The 17,548-nt window shown below is 34.3% G+C and carries 12 protein-coding genes; 8 read left to right on the top strand and 4 right to left on the bottom strand.

Annotated elements, in window-relative coordinates; translation table 11 throughout:
- Nucleotides 1-55: 55 nt before the first annotated feature.
- A complete protein-coding gene (locus AAGD50_RS03860; RefSeq protein ID WP_007548626.1) occupies nt 56-1,522 on the bottom strand; it encodes a peptide MFS transporter in 1,467 nt (488 codons plus the stop codon).
- Between the two features lie 176 nt (nt 1,523-1,698).
- Here AAGD50_RS03860 and AAGD50_RS03865 point away from each other — a divergent pair, with 176 nt between their 5' ends.
- Both AAGD50_RS03865 and AAGD50_RS03870 read left to right on the top strand, forming a co-directional pair.
- Nucleotides 1,699-4,953, top strand: a complete 3,255-nt coding sequence (locus tag AAGD50_RS03865; protein ID WP_264339380.1) for an isoleucine--tRNA ligase — start codon at nt 1,699-1,701, stop codon at nt 4,951-4,953.
- A 68-nt stretch (nt 4,954-5,021) separates the two neighbouring features.
- Nucleotides 5,022-7,742, top strand: coding sequence for a hypothetical protein (locus tag AAGD50_RS03870; protein WP_341809999.1), 2,721 nt, complete (start codon nt 5,022-5,024; stop codon nt 7,740-7,742).
- Here AAGD50_RS03870 and pheT read toward each other — a convergent pair.
- Nucleotides 7,733-10,072, bottom strand: a complete 2,340-nt coding sequence (gene pheT / locus AAGD50_RS03875) for a phenylalanine--tRNA ligase subunit beta (RefSeq protein ID WP_264724187.1) — start codon at nt 10,070-10,072, stop codon at nt 7,733-7,735. The two genes, AAGD50_RS03870 and pheT, sit on opposite strands and share 10 nt — an antisense overlap.
- Nucleotides 10,073-10,184: 112 nt before the next feature.
- Nucleotides 10,185-10,448, bottom strand: a complete 264-nt coding sequence (locus AAGD50_RS03880) for a hypothetical protein (protein ID WP_010962582.1) — start codon at nt 10,446-10,448, stop codon at nt 10,185-10,187.
- A gap of 229 nt (nt 10,449-10,677) precedes the next feature.
- Here AAGD50_RS03880 and AAGD50_RS03885 point away from each other — a divergent pair, with 229 nt between their 5' ends.
- Genes AAGD50_RS03885 through AAGD50_RS03910 form a run of 6 tightly spaced genes read left to right on the top strand, consistent with a single transcriptional unit; the run spans nt 10,678 to nt 15,503 of the window.
- Nucleotides 10,678-11,403, top strand: coding sequence for a F0F1 ATP synthase subunit A (locus AAGD50_RS03885; protein ID WP_155968396.1), 726 nt, complete (start codon nt 10,678-10,680; stop codon nt 11,401-11,403).
- A 59-nt stretch (nt 11,404-11,462) separates the two neighbouring features.
- Nucleotides 11,463-11,690 carry a F0F1 ATP synthase subunit C gene (locus AAGD50_RS03890; protein ID WP_006014985.1) on the top strand — a complete coding sequence of 76 codons (228 nt, stop codon included), beginning with the start codon at nt 11,463-11,465 and terminating at the stop codon, nt 11,688-11,690.
- A gap of 3 nt (nt 11,691-11,693) precedes the next feature.
- A complete protein-coding gene (locus tag AAGD50_RS03895; protein WP_065094794.1) occupies nt 11,694-12,173 on the top strand; it encodes a hypothetical protein in 480 nt (159 codons plus the stop codon).
- A gap of 8 nt (nt 12,174-12,181) precedes the next feature.
- Nucleotides 12,182-12,658: a hypothetical protein gene (locus AAGD50_RS03900; protein ID WP_065094793.1), complete on the top strand. Its 477-nt coding sequence runs from the start codon at nt 12,182-12,184 to the stop codon at nt 12,656-12,658.
- A gap of 14 nt (nt 12,659-12,672) precedes the next feature.
- Nucleotides 12,673-14,271: a glycosyltransferase family 2 protein gene (locus AAGD50_RS03905; RefSeq protein WP_319803554.1), complete on the top strand. Its 1,599-nt coding sequence runs from the start codon at nt 12,673-12,675 to the stop codon at nt 14,269-14,271.
- A complete protein-coding gene (locus AAGD50_RS03910) occupies nt 14,229-15,503 on the top strand; it encodes a COX15/CtaA family protein (protein ID WP_264724184.1) in 1,275 nt (424 codons plus the stop codon). Before AAGD50_RS03905 ends, AAGD50_RS03910 begins: the two co-directional genes overlap by 43 nt.
- On the opposite strand, the gene AAGD50_RS03915 is transcribed toward AAGD50_RS03910, so the two are convergent.
- Nucleotides 15,452-17,527, bottom strand: coding sequence for an acetyl-CoA carboxylase biotin carboxylase subunit (locus AAGD50_RS03915; protein WP_264724183.1), 2,076 nt, complete (start codon nt 17,525-17,527; stop codon nt 15,452-15,454). The genes AAGD50_RS03910 and AAGD50_RS03915 overlap by 52 nt on opposite strands.
- Nucleotides 17,528-17,548 lie beyond the last annotated feature (21 nt).

Below are 17,548 nucleotides of genomic sequence, written 5' to 3' on the forward strand. Positions count from 1 at the left end.
ATTGCTACCTCTGCTGAACGGGTACCTTAAACCTACAAATTTGAGCTTACCTATATCAATTTTTTGTACAAGATGAGTTAGTAACAACTTTATGTATAAAATTGAAGAAGAATAAAAATACAATAACGAGCATTAAATTAAATATTCCCACCTTTAAAAAACCCTCTTTATATATTTCTAAAGATTCTAAATAATTTATTTTACCATTTACTGAAGGAACTGACATAAATTTTGATATTGCAACTCCGGCTAGGTTAGAAAACGCTAATGACAGCATTACTATACCCATCACTACTCCTCTAAGGTTTTTGGGGGCTAGTGTAGTTGCTTGTTCTTGGACTAATGGAGCAATACATAATTCTCCCAGTCCCATAAAGGAGATAGCAATTATTAAATATAAGTATTCTACTTTACCTTCAATGTTAGAGTTTAAACATCCTATGTACAGTGTGAAAAAACACATAGCCATTGTCAGAAGGCCAAGGGTAAACATGGAAGTTGCATATTTTTGCTTAAACTTCATGTATGTTCCAAAAAGAAAGCCAAATATTATAATTGACAAAGGATTTATGGCTTGAGAAACTGAAGCTGGGATTGTTATACCTAATACATTGTTAATAACGTTTCTTTCGGTGAATAAGTTAACCAAAGAGCCAAGCTGCATTTCTAAAGCAAAAAAACACAAGAAAAATACCACAAGAATAGATAATGCCACTAATTTTCGTCTTTGTTCTGCTGATAATTTAGATATTATATAAATAAATATGCCCAGAGCTGTTATTCCAATAAATATGAGCATATTAGTAAAAAATTCACTATGTATAAGCATTTTAGCAATTATTGATGATGACAGAAAGCTTCCTATCAATACTATACCAAAAATTTTAATCCCTAATATGCGCTTATTCATAAGCTCTGGATAAGGAGAAAGGCCGCTATCTCCTAAAAGATTCTGAAATTTGAGAAAAAAGATTAGCCCTATAGACATCCCAATACCAGCTAAACCAAAGCCGTAGTGCCAGCCAAACAAGTGGGCTACATAACCACATGAAATAGAAGCCAATATTGCTCCAATATTCACACCTACGTAAAATAAAGTAAAGCCTCTGCTACGTTCAGGATCGTCTTTGCCATAGCATGAACTAAGTAAGTTAGTTACGTTCCCTTTAAACATACCAGTACCTATGGCTATTAGAGATAAACCTAAATATAATAAACCTGGTTCAAACTTAACCAATGACATGCAAGCATGACCTGCTATCATCACTATCCCTCCAAGCAACACCATGTTGCGGAATCCCATCAACTTATCAGCTAAAAAACCTCCAAGTATTGGTATAGCATAACCTGTTGCAGCAAATAATGAGTAAATAGTAAAGGCCCTCTCATCAGTGAAACCTAAGTGAGAAGTCAAAAATAGGACCAAAAGTGCCCTCATTCCATAGTAAGAGAAACGTTCCCACATTTCAACAAAGCACAACATTTTTAAAAATTGTGGAAACTTATCTGTCTTCTGATCCATAAAATACCCCTAAAGCTTGGGTTAATGTTAAGTAAAACAATAAAAACTGCAAGTAAAACTTAAAAAAAGGTATTGGAAGCTCGGCAGAATAGTTTGTTGGGGTGTGAGCTACGGAAATATTTTTGAATTTGTAATTTTTCAGAAAGCCCTATATTCTTTAGTTTTACATAGCGAACATGAAGTCAAAGCATTATCCTGATACAGTAAGTAGTCCTGATTTTTTATCGTTAGAAAAGGAAATCATAAAATTTTGGCAGGAAAACAAAGTTTTTGAGCGGTCAGTTGAAGAACGTTCCAAGGATAATTGTTTTGTCTTTTACGATGGGCCTCCGTTTGCAAATGGACTTCCGCATTATGGACATTTACTCACTGGTTTCATCAAAGACGCATTTGCAAGATATCAAACTATGCTTCAAAAAAGGGTTGAACGTAGATTTGGCTGGGATTGCCATGGATTGCCGGCTGAGATGGGTGCAGAAAAAGAACTTGGAATATCTGGTAGAACTGAGATAGAGAAGTTTGGTATAGATAAATTTAACGATCATTGCCGTACTTCTGTGATGAAATTTTCATCAGAGTGGGAGAAGTATGTAAATAGGCAAGCAAGGTGGGTAGACTTTCACAATGACTATAAGACTATGGATAAATCATTCATGGAGTCGGTCATGTGGGCATTCAAGCAGCTTTATGATAAGGGTCTGGTGTATGAATCAGTGCGCGTTGTACCATATAGCTGGGCATGCGAAACTCCATTATCTAATTTCGAAACAAGGCTTGATAACGCGTATAGAGAAAAAGTTAGCAAAGCTGTAACTGTTGCATTTGAGCTTTTAGAAAACCCACAGCAATTTAAAAGTGTTAAACGAAAGTGTAAATTACTTGCTTGGACTACAACTCCTTGGACGTTGCCGAGCAACTTGGCTTTAGCAATAGGAAAAGATATTAAGTATTGTGCAGTGTCAGTCCACCCTTTGATGTCATTCCAGCGCGTGACGCTGGAATCTATTTCTGGATCCCAGTGTCTGGGCACTGGGATGACAGGGAGTAGTGAAGGAAGTTCAATGAATGGTGAAATATACATTTTTGCTGAAAGCTACTTAGAGAAATTTATCAGCCACTCTGAACAAAACAATATTCCATATGAAAACTGCAATATAAAACTTAAAGCGAATGATCTTGCAGGTCTTTCTTACAAACCACTGTTTGACTATTTTAAAGACACAAAAAATGCATTTCGCGTTTTTATTGCTGATTATGTGACGGAAGAAGATGGTACTGGCGTTGTGCATACTGCTCCTGGATTTGGTGAGGAAGATTTTTACCTTTGCCAAAGCCATGATATTCCAGTTATTTGTCCAATTGATAACAGTGGAAAATTTACTGCTGAAATTTCAGATTTGGCAGGGGTTCATGTTTTTGATACCAATGATACAGTAATAAAAAAATTAAAAGAGCAAGGGAATTGGTTTAAAACTGAACAATATATTCACAATTATCCACACTGCTGGAGAACTGACACTCCTTTGATCTATCGCACTATGCCTTCTTGGTATGTTGCTGTTACAAAATTCAAAAGCAGAATGGTAGAGCTAAATAAGAGAGTTAATTGGATACCAAACCACATTAGAGATGGTCAATTTGGAAAATGGCTTGAAGGGGCACACGACTGGTCAATTTCACGCAATCGATTCTGGGGTACACCAATCCCTGTATGGAAATCAGACGATGCGAGATATCCAAGAGTAGATGTATATGGTTCAATAGAAGAACTGGAGAGAGATTTTAATGTTAAAATAGACGACTTGCACAGACCATTTATCGATACTTTAACAAGACCAAATCCTGATGATCCAACAGGAAAATCAGTTATGCGCCGTGTACCTGACGTGTTTGACTGCTGGTTTGAATCTGGCTCGATGCCATTTGCGCAAATCCACTATCCGTTTGAAAATAAGGAGTGGTTTGAATCTGCGGATTTTATCACTGAATACATAGCGCAAACCAGGGGGTGGTTTTATACGCTCTTTGTATTGTCCACTGCTTTGTTTGATAGGGAACCATTTAAGAACTGCATATGCCACGGTGTTGTTTTGGATGTAAAAGGGCAAAAATTGTCCAAACGTTTGAATAACTATGCAGATCCAATGGAGGTTTTTGATAGATACGGTTCTGATGCACTGCGTTTTCTTATGCTTTCTGGATCTATTGTTTGTGGTGGTAATTTGCTACTCGATAAAGAAGGAAACTCAATACGAGATGTTCTAAAAAATGTAATAAAACCTATTTGGAATAGTTATCACTTTTTTACTATGTATGCAAATGCAGATGGAATTAAAGCTGAAGTGTGTAAGGACTATAGAAGCACTATTGATCGTTACATGATTTCCAAGTGTTTTGAAGCTGTAGAAGGTATCCAAGCTTCTATGAACAACTATAACTCCCAAGAGGCTTGCAAAATTTTAATGAACTTTTTTGAAGTGCTAAATAATTGGTATATTCGTCGCAGTCGCGAGCGTTTTTGGAAAGGTGATTTGGATCAGGATAAAACTGATGCTTATAATGTTCTATATACGGTTTTTTATTACATACTAAGAGCTGCAGCTCCTTTGTTGCCACTTATAACAGAGAATATATGGCAAGGGCTTAAGTATGAAGAAACATCTGTTCATTTGGCTAATTTTCCACAATTAGAGAAGTTTGATAGTCAGCTCATTGCCAAAATGGATCTAGTGAGAGAGATATGTAACTCTGCACTCTCTATTAGAAACACTTTTAACATACGTATCAGACAGCCACTTGGCAGTATGAGGATTTATCATCAGTCTTCCTGTGGTTTTCTTGAAGGTGAATATCAAGAGATGATAAAAGATGAGGTAAATGTAAAAGAATTAGAAATAGTGGATAAGTTGAAAGAAGTTGCATCACTAGAGTTAAAACTCAACTTCCCTGTGCTTGGAAAGAGAGTTCCAGGCAAGATCAAGAAATTAGTTCAATACGTCAAAGAGGGAAAATGGAGGCAAGTTGGAAATGAACAGATATTTCTGGGAGACGAAACAGAGAACTATACTATAAAAAAAGGCGAATATGAACTATTATTAAAAGCAAACAGTGAATTCTCCTCTGTATTTGATAACAACAAAGGGGTTGTTATCCTAAACACTACTTTAAATGATGAATTGATTCTAGAAGGGCTAGCGAGAGATGTCGTGAGGCTCATTCAGGAAACTAGGAAACAAGCTGATTTTCATATATCAGATAGAATCAGAGTAATAATCAAAACAGAAGATGAGAAAATTAAGGAAGCAATAAATACGTGGTTTGAATATATAAAAGAGCAGACCCTTGCCTTATCTTTGGACATTAATACAGAAATTGGAACTAACTTCTATTCTAAGGAATATCAGGATTTAAGTGTTAGTATTGAGCGTTAAATTTTTAATAAAGTTGCAAGATTGTCAGTATTTATGCTATACTTAAGGTAATTGGATAAGGTTATAATATGAATAAAGCTGTTGCAGATGATTATGAAGAAGTTGTTAACAATAGTGGTGGTTTAGGTAAAGCAGAATCTGTTGTTACTTTGGAGGAGGAAGAAGAGTTTTTTGATGCTATGGAAGCTGTTTCTAATGTAGAAGAAGGGAATAATTTAGGTCTTGCTACTTCAGAAGAGGAAGAAGAATTTTTTGATGCTGTGGAAGAACAAGAGCCGTTAGCTAATTTTAACGTTCCACTCAGTATATTTCATTATAAAGATTATAACTCTGATTTTTTTACTTCCTGGTATAATATATCAAGCGAAATATTTAAGGAAATAAATAGAACTTGCCCAGAAAAGAAAATATTAAATTTAGCTCTGTCAGTTTTAATGCTTCCTTATATTGCTTCTACTGCACTGGGATTAGTCGTATGCAGTAGATTTCAAGCAAACAGCAAGACACAAGACAGTGTAGGGGAAGATAAGACAAAAAAGAGTGAAACTGGCGTGCCAAAAAGATTGGCATATGGTGTTCTTGCTGCAATAGCAATTTTTGTTAATATGGCTGTACTTGTAGCCTTAGTTGTTCCTGCAACAATTGCTTTGGCTACTTTTTATCTTTTAAATAGAGATTTATCTCACTCTTTAGTTACTGCTCTTAAAATAAGTATGGGGCGGTATTCTAATAAGCATCAAAATATTGAGGTGTCTTTTCATGAAAAGGAAGTTACTGGACCAAATATTGCGTGGGATATGGAAATAGAATTTCCACCGCAATTTAAACGATTGCTTAGAGATTTGTATGAAAATGAAAATAACAAGTGGTTTGATGTGACGCGGGATTCAGAGCATAGCATCGTACTGAAATTGTCAACTAACATCAATTTAAAAAATGGTCTTAAGCCCTTACGCAATGAAATCAAGGATGTGCTTGCAACTTCTATTCAGGAATTTGCGAAGACTATGGAAGAACTGATAAAGCTAGAAAAGAAAGAGATTACATATGATAAATTGAAGGAATTATTGAACGAATTCAAGTCGAAAGTGGTAGATAGTATAGGTCCTAATTTGACAAGTCACTTAATACAAAGTGCTTATCAAGTTGCCTTTATACAAGCAATTAAGTTTCAGCGAGATAGACGGGGAGAAGATTTTTCGCTGGAAGATGAGATAAAAAATTCTTTAGTGAGACAGGAATTAGAGAGCCAAGGTAAGGAATTACCAAGTAGAAAAGAGATTATAATAGAAGATTTGAAAAACGCAGGAATGGAAGTAGAAGACTCAAAAGATGATGAATTTTCTGTACATGAGGCGGAATGGAAAAAGCTTATAAAGGAAGGCGAAATAGTTAAAAGGACAGTAATTGATATTTATAAAAATAAGCATCTCCAAGCAACAGAGAAAGCCTTAGGTAATGCGAAAGAAGAAATTGAACGTTTAAGAGGAATAGGTCAAACAAGGTGTAACAATATATATAAGAAATTAAAAGAAATACATGAAAACAGTAGCTTAACAAATGACACCTTAAAAAGGGGGTTAGAAGACCTTTTTAAATTCGAATATGATGATCAAGAGATTGAGCGCAGGCTGATAAAATCAGTAATGAAAAAAGTTCAAGGTAAGTTAAGTCAATCAGATATACCGGATAAGGAGAAGCAAAGCCTAAGGAAGCAGCTTGAAGATTTAGAAAAAAAAGTAAAGGTTCCATCGGATAAGGAAGCTTCAGCTAAAATAAATGACTTTATAGAAAAGATGTATTTAGAAATAAAAAAATATAAAGTGCAAAGGTTACTTCGAGAACAAAAAAAGGGTGTTTTACGTTTATGCAAGAAATTAAGAAAATATGGTGAATCAGGTCTAGCAGAAATAATTGAAGCTTTTCGCGTGCAAGATGAAGGACATTTAGAAAAATCTACATTAGAACAAACACTCAAAGATCAAAATAAGCGTTTACAAGCTGAACAAAATAACAGGGAAAAAGGGCATCCGGGTACAAGATCAATAGAAGTGCTCTTAAAAAGGAATGAAGAAATTCTGAAAGCATTAAAACAGTTAGAATTAGGCAAAAAAGAATTATTGATAAATGAAGAAACAAAAAATGATTATAAAGAAGAACTAACGTCTCGTGAAAAAATAAAATTTGCAGTAATAGAAGATGATTTACTGAAGGTATTCAAGCTTGAAACTTTTGATGAAAAAGAAATCAAGAAGTTATTAGAAAGAGCAGAACTGGAGTACTGTTTAGCAGAAAAACGCATCAAATATCCTGTAATTAAAACAAAAGATAATATCAAACATTTTAGTCAAAATTTATTGTCTCCTTTGATAGACAATTTGACAAAAAATATAATAAATAATATACCAGGAAATAGTGAAGGTTGTATACAGAAAGTTAAGAACTGGAGTAAAGTTATGTTTGGTGCAATAAAGATTGGAGCATCAAATGCTTATAAAGAGACTACAGAGAGAAAAGCGTTAAATGTGGCACATAATACTTATAAAGAAGGAGAGACATTTCTTCAATGTTTTCAGTCAAATTATGAAGGTATTGGAGCCTTTTTAGGTAATTTATTTTCTGATGATGGGGTAACATTTAAAAATGATGTGTGGCCTAAAATAGAAGAGCATTTGCATGGAATGTGGGATAGATTTTTCAAGGATATTGAATTCAATATTGGAAATAAATTGGATGAAGTAAGTGTGACACAGCAACGGCAGGAAACTATGATTGTGACTCAACGATAAGTTCTCAAAGTTCCTCCGGTATTTTCACATACTAAATTAACTATAGCACTTGATTCTTTTTGGATCTCTTTTTCAGTTAAAGTGTGGATTGGAGAGCAAAAAGTAACTGACAACGCTATAGACATCTTATTCGGTTCTATATTATTTCCATGGTATACATCGAATATCAAAACTTCTGTGATGAGCTCTGAGCTTTTTTTTATCACATTGATTATGTTACCTACTTCCACATCCTTATTTACTATAAATGCAAAATCACGTTTTACACTTTGGTATTTATAATCGATAAATTTCTTTCTACTTACAGGTAAATTTTCAATATTTTCTAGTATTACCTCAAAACCTACAACTTTTTGCTTGATATCAAAAAGATCTAATATATTAGGATGCAACTCTCCAAAATAACCTGCTACTTTATTCTTAAAAGAGAGAGTGCCTGACTTTCCTGGGTGGTAATGTTCTTTTTCTGCTTTCTCTATCGTTAAATTATCACAATTAACGTTAAAAAACTCCAAAGCTGCTATGCAATCAGCCTTTGCGTCAAAAACATCTACTTTCCTATCAGTATTATAATGGTTTCGCGGTAAATTATTTCCTGACCTAATTCCACTTAAAACATACTTAGACTGAGCTTCACCATCGTAAATCGGCCCGATTTCGAAGATTGCAAGATCAGATATTCCATGGGCAATATTATCAGCAGTAACTTGCAATAAATTTGGCATAATACTTGGTCTCATTATATTAAAGCTATTGTTAAACGGATTATCGATGATAAATAACTTATTCGAGTAACCAAATTTTTCAGCTGTTGATTCACTCATAAACGACCAGGTTAGCACTTCATGAAACCCTCTGTTTGTCATCAAAATACGCAAATTGTCGTATGTACTATCTACTTCTTCAACATTATTTGGTAGTGGTTCTTCTTTTATTTTGTCATAGCCGTATATCCTTGTTACTTCTTCGATTAGGTCAGCCGGTATTGTCACGTCCGGTCTCCAGCTTGGTACTTGTACATTCCAATTGCCTTCGGTTTTTTTATCAATACTAAACCCTAGTTTCGTTAAGATATCAAGCACCTCATCAGGCGATACAGACACACTTCCAAACTTGTTCACATCCTGATAATCAAAGCTCACCTTGGTGTCAGCACTATCTAAACTGCCAGCAGACACTACGCTTGAGGTTTCTCCACCACATAAGTCCAGAATCATTTTAGCTGCAAGGTTGAGTCCATCAAAAGTAAATTCAGGATCAACTGAACGTGCAAATCTGTAACTAGCGTCTGTGGAGATGCCGAGCTGCCTTGAAGATTTAGTAATAGAGATGGGATCGAACCAAGCAGACTCTAAAAAGATATCAGTAGTTTCAAGAGTACATTCACTGCACTTACCACCTATAATTCCAGCAATTCCATGAATATTTTTATCACCTGCAATAACGCTTATGTCTTTGTTTAATAAGTATTCTTTACCGTTCAAACCAGCAAATTTTTCTCCGTCGTTTGCTTTGCGTACTGTGAGCTCTCCTTCTATTTTTTTTGCATCATACGCGTGCATTGGGCGGCTGAAAGATATCATAATATAGTTCGTGATATCAACTGTTGCAGAAATGGAGCGCATTCCTATCGATTCCAGCCTATCTTTTAACCATTTTGGGCTTTCTTGATTTTTTACATTGGCGATGTATATTCCACTAATAAAACTTTCCCCGTCAGTAACTTCAACATCGATTGGTGAATTTATGGAGCTGGTAAGTTGTGGAATGCTTAAAGTCTTTAATGTCCCAATTCCAGTTGCAGCAAGGTCGCGAGCTATTCCATAAATGCCTAAGCAATCTCCACGGTTTGGAGTAACATTTATATCAATTACAGGGTCACAATTGAAAAATTTATCCCCTACTTTATAATCATCGGAAAGCTCGATTATTCCTTCACTTTCCTCTTGAACCAGCGCAAGTTCAGAAGCAGAGCAGAGCATCCCTTCACTTAGCATTCCTCGTATTTTTGTGGACTTAATTGTGAGATCACTTTCTGGCAACGTGCTACCAAGAGATGCAAGTACAGTTTTCATACCTTCTCTAACATTGTTTGCTCCACAGACTATTTGTAGAATTTTACTTCCATCATTTACTTTACATAATTTTAATTTATCAGCATTTGGATGAGGTACGACTTCTAATACCTCTGCAACAATAAACCCAGTCAATCTGGAATTATCGATCACATCTTCTACTTCTAACCCTATGTGAGTTAATTTATCGGTAATTTCTTCTAAACTAGCATTGGTTTCTAAGTGTTCTAATAACCAAGATAATGTGAATTTCATGGACCTAAAAAGAAGTGAAAAAGTTATTGTAATATAAAATGTAGTGCTTTTAAAGCTTGTTGTAGTGGAATACTTCTACATCATTGTTTATGATGTAGAAGCTTTTGTAACTTTATATCTTCTTGCGAAGAGAAAGAATTTTTTCTATATCACCTTTTAAATCTATCTCCAGAAAGAATTTAAGACTTTCATAATCCCAGGCATCCTCATCAATGTTACCATCAAAAAAGAAGTGTATTATTGCATTGTTGAGTCCTATGTAATAATCGCGAGTATCTTCGTCAAGGAAACAATCTACTGATTCGATGTATCCGTTACCAAATTCCTGCTCCAAATTTAAAGGATGATTAGTGTTAATAAAATCTATTTCGTTCATTATATACCTCACTAAAAATTAAATTATAATCAAAATAAGATATTAAGTCAAGATATTGAATAATTTAACAAGATTAGTAAATTTTAAAATACAGAGCTGACTGTAATTAACATTCTAATTACATATTTTGTTAATATGTTAATGTTATAATAATACAGAGCCTTATCTTAATTCTTGACTTTGTCCTATAAAATTCATACTTTATTTACTGTTTATAATTCAGATTAAAATGGCATTAAATCCGCTGGAACAGTTTAAAGTATATACGGTAATAGAGTTACCTAGGTTATTTGGGTATGACGTAAGCTTTACCAATTCATCTCTTTTCACGATGATTTCGGTGATATTGGTGATACTCTTTTTGCTTTTTGGAATAAAGAAGGGGGCAGTAATACCAGGATATTTGCAAGCTGCAGTTGAGTATGTATATGATTTTGTTATTTCAATAATAGAAAATAACACTGGAAGCAAAGGCTTGCAGCACATTCCATTGATATTTACAGTGTTTATTTTCATTTTATCGTGTAATTTAGTTGGTGTTCTTCCTTATAGTTTCACGGTCACAAGTCATGTGATAGTCACCTTCGCTTTATCGATGGTGGTTTTTATTTATATAACGATTGTTGGATTTAAAGAAAGGGGAGTAGAATTTTTACGCATATTGCTACCAAAAGGAACTCCTTCGTGGCTTGCACCTATAATAATTATTATTAAGTTGTTTGCTTATTTAGTAAGGCCGGTTAGCCTATCAATAAGGCTTGCAGCAAATATGATTGCTGGTCATACAATCATCAAAGTGATAGCAGGGTTTATTGTAAATATGAACATATTTTTCACTCCTGCGCCGTTTTTGTTCATAATTGCATTGATAGGATTTGAAGTATTTGTTGCAATTTTACAAGCTTATATATTTACTATATTAACATGTGTATATTTGTCAGATGCAGTAAAGTAATTGACTTCCTTGTAGAATATTTTACAATTATATTATAAAGAAATAATTAAAGGTAATATATGGATTTAGTAGCTTTAAAATTTATAGCAATTGGTTTAGCTGTGTTTGGAATGCTCGGTGCTGGTTTAGGTATAGCTAATATCTTCTCTGCTATGTTAAATGGGATTGCGAGAAACCCTGAATCAGAAGGTAAAATGAAAAGTTATGTTTATATTGGTGCTGCCATGGTTGAAATCATGGGATTGCTTGCGTTTGTACTTGCAATGTTATTAATATTTGCTGCTTAACAGATGCCACAGCTTGATGTTTCAACCTTCTTTTCTCAAGTTTTTTGGTTTTTAATTTTTTTCTCTTCACTTTTTTTCGTAGTAAGTTGTTTATTTTTGCCAAAGTTAGATGAAATAATAAGCACTAGAAGTAAAGAAGTATTGGATTCTTTTAATAGTTCTGTTCATCTTTTAAGACTCACGGAAGATCAGGTTGCCAAGTATAATGCCGCTTTAAACCAAGCTAGAATACAGGCAAAAAAAATCATAGATGATGCACTTGCTCAGGTAGAAGAAATGAGAGCTAATGTTAAGAATATATTAGAAGAGGAAGATAAAAAAAAGAGCAAGCTTATTGAAAAAAAAGTGGCAGAATTTAAATCTGAATATACTGATCAGTTAAAACAAATGGCTACTAGTATTGCTTTAATTTATTATACTAAATTGACTAATTCTGAAATTGAAGAGGAATTTATTGCTGACTTGGTGTCCAAAGAATTTTAGGGGTTTTTATGTCTACATCACTGATTATCGGTCTTGCCTTCTTGGTAAGTTTTGTCCTTTCGTATAAATTGCTAAAGAAAGTGATAAAAAATGCGCTTAACAATAAGCGTAACAAAAGCAAATTTTCAAGTGAAGAAACTGAAAAATTCAGGAAAGATATGTTGGAGTATTACAAAAAATCTTCTAAAAAATACAAAGAATTAGATGCAGAAGTTAATAAAATGATGAATGAAGCACTTGATAAAGCTAATAGTATCATTAAGCACAATAGACAGCAGCTAGATCAGACATTAGATGACAATGCCCATTCTAACTTGAAGAAAGTCACTGACCAAGTTGAAAAAGCTCTTGGAGATTTACAGGCTAACACAGCGAATATAGCTGCTGATGCTGTAAAAAAAATAATGCATGAACGTAAAGATGATAAGCGTAGTAGCGAGGTCATATCTTCATTTTCACGTGACTTAAATAAAAAATTGCATTAGGTTCAATGCAACAATTGCCTATACTTCAAGCTGATAATGTAGAAAAAATTAAGTTTGATTCTAGTTTGTGCAAAGAGCCAGAGAAACTTTTTTACTATAAATTTAATATAATTCCTTGGCAAAAATTAAATAATACTACTTTTTTTATGGTTGAAGACACAAGCCGAGATATCAACCGTTGGGTCGAAGCTCATTACGGTATTGACTATGTATTAATAAAAGTGGATAGCGAACAGATTTTAAATCTTCTTAACTCGCACTTTGGTATTTCAGAATTTGCAAGCAACTACTTATATTACAAGAATCCTAATTTTTCAGCTAAAAGCATTAAACTAAGCTCAATATTTTTTGCTTCTTTCTTTATTGTAACTTCAATTTTAACACTAACAGAGAAATATACATATTTTGCTTTGATGTTGATATTTATAATCGGATGTTCTAGTTATTTATTCAAGTTTATAGCTACAATTTTTAACTTATGTGAAACCTCTAATCAAAAAGTGGATTATAGTAAGCTGAATGAAGAAGATTTTCCTATATATACTATTTTATTGCCTGCTTTTAAAGAAAGTGCAGTGATAGAGCAATTGATCGAAAGCATTGAAAGTTTGGATTATCCAAAATCAAAATTAGATGTGAAGCTTCAGGTAGAAAGTGATGACCAAGAAACGCTAGCAGCTATAGAAAAGTACACTTTACCGCAGTATTTTGAAGTAATAAAAGTGCCTCATTCTTTGCCTAGAACAAAAGCCAAGTCATGCAATTATGCTATGAGCTTTGCTAGAGGAAAGTATGCAGTAATATATGATGCGGACGATAAACCAGACCCATTGCAGTTAAAAAAAGCACTGATTGAATTTAATAAGGGCGACGATAAGTTAGCCTGTGTACAGGCGAAATTAAATTACTATAATTGTGATTGTAATTTTCTCACAAAATCCTTTTCTCTGGAGTATATGAACTGGTTTCAATACTTATTGCCTGGATTCCAAAAAATGAACATGCCAATGCCTTTGGGTGGTAGCAGTAATCATTTTTCAGTAAAAATTCTAAGAAAAATGTTTTTCTGGGATGCTTATAGTGTTACCGAAGATGCTGACCTCGGTTTGAGACTTGCGCAAATGGGATATAAAACCAGGATGATTGACTCAGAAACATTGGAAGAGTCACCAATTGCTGTATTTGCTTGGATTAAGCAAAGAGCGCGCTGGATCAAAGGCTATATGCAAACTTATATTGTTCATTTAAAAAATATAAAGTCTCTTTATAAACACACTGGATTTAAGGGAATTTTGCTATTGAATCTTTTTGTTGGCTCTGCAGCTTTTATATTTTTTACTACTCCATTTTTACTGCTTTCATTGATATTAACTAAAGTTTTAAATGAATTATTTTTGTACTACTTTGTAGTGGTATACGTTACTAACCTGATTCTTTTGGTAATAGCTGTCAAACAGCAAAAGATGCCTTTTTATTTTTATATAGTATCGATATTTTTTCCGGTCTATAGTCTGCTACATAGTGTTGCAGCTTTTCTTGCCTTGTGGGAATTTATTCTTTACCCTGAGCGATGGAACAAAACTCAGCATGGTTTATGGAAGCAAAACCTGTAGCTATTTGGCTTTTTCTCTGCTCGGTCATGGTAATTCTCATGGTAGGGATTGGTGGATTTACCAGACTTTCAAAAGCAGGATTGTCAATCACGGAGTGGAAACCAATTACTGGAACATTACCACCACTGAGTGAACAAGACTGGCTACAAGAAAAATTAAAATACGAAGCTACACCTGAATATAAAGCACTTAACTATGGTATTAGTATGGAGGAGTTTCGCGCTATATACTTAATAGAATATATACACAGATTGGTTGCAAGACTAACAGGTTTAGTTTTTGTCCTGCCATTTATATATTTCATATTAAGAAGAAAAATATCTAAAAAGGTAGTAATAAAGCTATTTGTGGCATTATTATTTGGAGCTTTACAAGCTTTTGCTGGTTGGTATATGGTTAAAAGTGGTTTAGTAACTGAACCTCATGTTAGCCACTATAGGCTTGCACTTCACTTATTATTAGCATTAATTATCTTTGCATTATTGTCATATCAATTTTTTGATTACCAAATATGGATCCCAGTGTTACGTACACAACTATACGAACATTGCAGTATAAGAGTAATTTTCACCAAGAAAGATGTCATCCCAGTGCCCAGACACTGGGATCCAGAAAACTTAACTTTAAATAAGTGGCTGCATAGTAAAAGCTGGATTCCAGTGTCAGCTACTTTCATGACACCATTTGCTGTGCAATTTATTTTCAAAAGTAAGCGTTCGTACAGTTGTGTGTCAGCTACTCGGATGACAGGATTTCAATCTACTAACAGTAGTATATATTACACAATACTTATTCTGATTCTAATTGTAATACAAATAATTTTCGGCGCATTTGTTGCGGGATTAAATGCTGGTTTGATTTACAATACCTTTCCACTAATGGACGGACAAGTCGTTCCAGAAGATTTATTTTTCTTACAGCCTATATGGCTGAATATCTTTGAGAACAGAGCGACAGTGCAATTTATACATCGAGCACTGGCATTGCTAATACTAACTTTGGTAGTAATACTCACAGTAAAAAATGCTAGCGTAAAACCGGTATATATTATGCTGCTCTCCATCATCATTCAGATAATTTTAGGAGTGGTTACTCTTTTGTTACACATACCAATAGCCATTGCCATAGCTCATCAAGTGTTTTCATTTATCTTATTTGGGTCAAGTTTGTACTTCTTGTGTTATTTAAGAAAGCAGACTACATCACCGATCTGCACATTTTTTCCTTCTTGAACGGGAATATTTTTTATCACCATTGCTGCTTCAGCACATATGATATTTTCCATTTTCATTGCCTCCACCACAAATAAAGGTTGTCCTATTTCCACCTGATCTCCTACATTTACGTGTAATTTAACTAATAAGCCAGATATTGGGGATTTTACAACATCTACTGAAATCTCTTCTGTTTCATTATTTAGCATTAACTTACTTAATTCAGCTACATGAGGTTTTAATATACAACACTCAGCTTTCATACCTGCATGTCTTATGAAGTACTTGCTGCCTTGTCTTTCTATTTTAAGTGCTATATTGGTATCGTCATTAATTGTGATATATAGCAATCTATAACTTGATTTCCACTTGCCTATAACGGAGTATTTATTGTGATTATATACCGTTATTAATATATTATCTTGGTATTTTGCATTTACGGAGTACTCATTGTCATTTATATTCACTATGAATAAATCTCTTGCACGGTCACCTGCCATCCGAGTAGCTGATACTGGTGCCCCTTCTTTTTTACTAGATTCCAGTGTCACGCACTGGAATGACACCTGAGATGTTTCATTCACTGCTTTATGATGGTACCTTTCTTCATTTTCCAAATGAACATATAACGCAGTGAAAATAAATATTTTAATATACTCCTCTGTAACAAAATCGCCGTGAAACCCACTAGGGTAATGATCTGGAATGAATCTCGTATGGAGCTTTGCTGCGATAAAATTTGGGTGATGGAAGATGGATTCTAGAAATTCTATATTATTTGTTACTCCTTCTATATAGCATTCAGACAATGCTTTTTGCATTCTGCTGATCGCTTCTACTCTATCTTTTCCATATGTTATCACTTTGGCAATCATCGAATCATAGAACATGCTAATTTCTGAACCTGCAGCAACTCCATCATCTATTCTTACATAATCATTTTCACCCGGTTTATCGTAATATTTTATTCTTCCGCTGGAAGGGAAAAATTTCTTCGATGGGTCTTCAGCGCAAATTCTACTTTCTATTGCAGAACCAGTAAGTTTAATATCATCCTGATTGAATCTCAATTTCTCTCCACAGGAAGTTCTAATCATTTCTTCTACTATGTCTATTCCAGTTATAAATTCTGTTACTGGATGCTCAACTTGCAATCTCGTATTTACCTCAAGAAAATAGAAGTTTTGGTCTTTATCTACAACAAACTCAACAGTGCCTGCTGAAAAATAGCCAACTTGCTTTGCCAGAGAAACACATTGAACATACATTTTTTGTCTTACTTCTTCACTAATGAATGGACTTGGCGTTTCTTCTATTATTTTCTGATTATTCCTTTGTATCGAGCATTCTCTTTCTCCAAGACAAACTATATTGCCATATTTATCTGCTATGATTTGTATTTCAATATGTCTTGGCAACTCTATATATTTCTCTATAAAGATACTGCCATCCTTAAAACTTTTCTCTGCTTCATTTGTGGCTGATGTAAATGCTAGTTCAATTTCTTTTTTGGAGTTTACAATTCGCATTCCTTTGCCACCACCGCCTGATGCAGCTTTAAGCATAACGGGAAAACCGATCTCTTCAGCAACTTGAGCTGCATGGGCAGCATCGCTGATCTTACCCATATATCCTGGCACTACATTCACTCCAGCTTTTTTTGCCGCTTCTTTTGCTGTTATTTTGTTGGCTGTAACTTCTATTGTTTCTGCACTGGGACCTATGAAATCTATATTGTGTTTTTGCAAAGCACGTGGAAAATCTGGATTTTCTGCTAAAAAACCATAGCCAGGATGAACTGCCTCAGCACCTGTTTCAACTGCTACTTCACATATTTTTTCAATGTTTAAATAACTGAGGCAAGATGGCGAAGGGCCGATATATCTTGACTCATCTGCTTGTCTTACATGCACAGAATTTACATCTGCATCCGAATATATGCATACACAAGATATACCCATCCTACGAGCAGTTCTGATAATCCTGCAGGCAATCTCTCCTCTGTTTGCTATTAAAATCTTACTGTACTTCTTTTCCGTCATCGTATGAGTATACTTTCTTAA

Source organism: Wolbachia endosymbiont (group A) of Apotomis capreana, from assembly GCF_964027025.1.
GTDB classification, from domain to species: domain Bacteria; phylum Pseudomonadota; class Alphaproteobacteria; order Rickettsiales; family Anaplasmataceae; genus Wolbachia; species Wolbachia pipientis.

What these genes read in the sequence shown, in the direction of transcription:
- AAGD50_RS03860 (WP_007548626.1), bottom strand. Translation starts at nt 1,522, where the DNA reads ATGGATCAGAAGACAGATAAGTTTCCACAATTTTTAAAAATGTTGTGC.
- AAGD50_RS03865 (WP_264339380.1), top strand. Translation starts at nt 1,699, where the DNA reads ATGAAGTCAAAGCATTATCCTGATACAGTAAGTAGTCCTGATTTTTTA.
- AAGD50_RS03870 (WP_341809999.1), top strand. Translation starts at nt 5,022, where the DNA reads ATGAATAAAGCTGTTGCAGATGATTATGAAGAAGTTGTTAACAATAGT.
- pheT (WP_264724187.1), bottom strand. Translation starts at nt 10,072, where the DNA reads ATGAAATTCACATTATCTTGGTTATTAGAACACTTAGAAACCAATGCT.
- AAGD50_RS03880 (WP_010962582.1), bottom strand. Translation starts at nt 10,448, where the DNA reads ATGAACGAAATAGATTTTATTAACACTAATCATCCTTTAAATTTGGAG.
- AAGD50_RS03885 (WP_155968396.1), top strand. Translation starts at nt 10,678, where the DNA reads ATGGCATTAAATCCGCTGGAACAGTTTAAAGTATATACGGTAATAGAG.
- AAGD50_RS03890 (WP_006014985.1), top strand. Translation starts at nt 11,463, where the DNA reads ATGGATTTAGTAGCTTTAAAATTTATAGCAATTGGTTTAGCTGTGTTT.
- AAGD50_RS03895 (WP_065094794.1), top strand. Translation starts at nt 11,694, where the DNA reads ATGCCACAGCTTGATGTTTCAACCTTCTTTTCTCAAGTTTTTTGGTTT.
- AAGD50_RS03900 (WP_065094793.1), top strand. Translation starts at nt 12,182, where the DNA reads ATGTCTACATCACTGATTATCGGTCTTGCCTTCTTGGTAAGTTTTGTC.
- AAGD50_RS03910 (WP_264724184.1), top strand. Translation starts at nt 14,229, where the DNA reads ATGGAACAAAACTCAGCATGGTTTATGGAAGCAAAACCTGTAGCTATT.
- AAGD50_RS03915 (WP_264724183.1), bottom strand. Translation starts at nt 17,527, where the DNA reads ATGACGGAAAAGAAGTACAGTAAGATTTTAATAGCAAACAGAGGAGAG.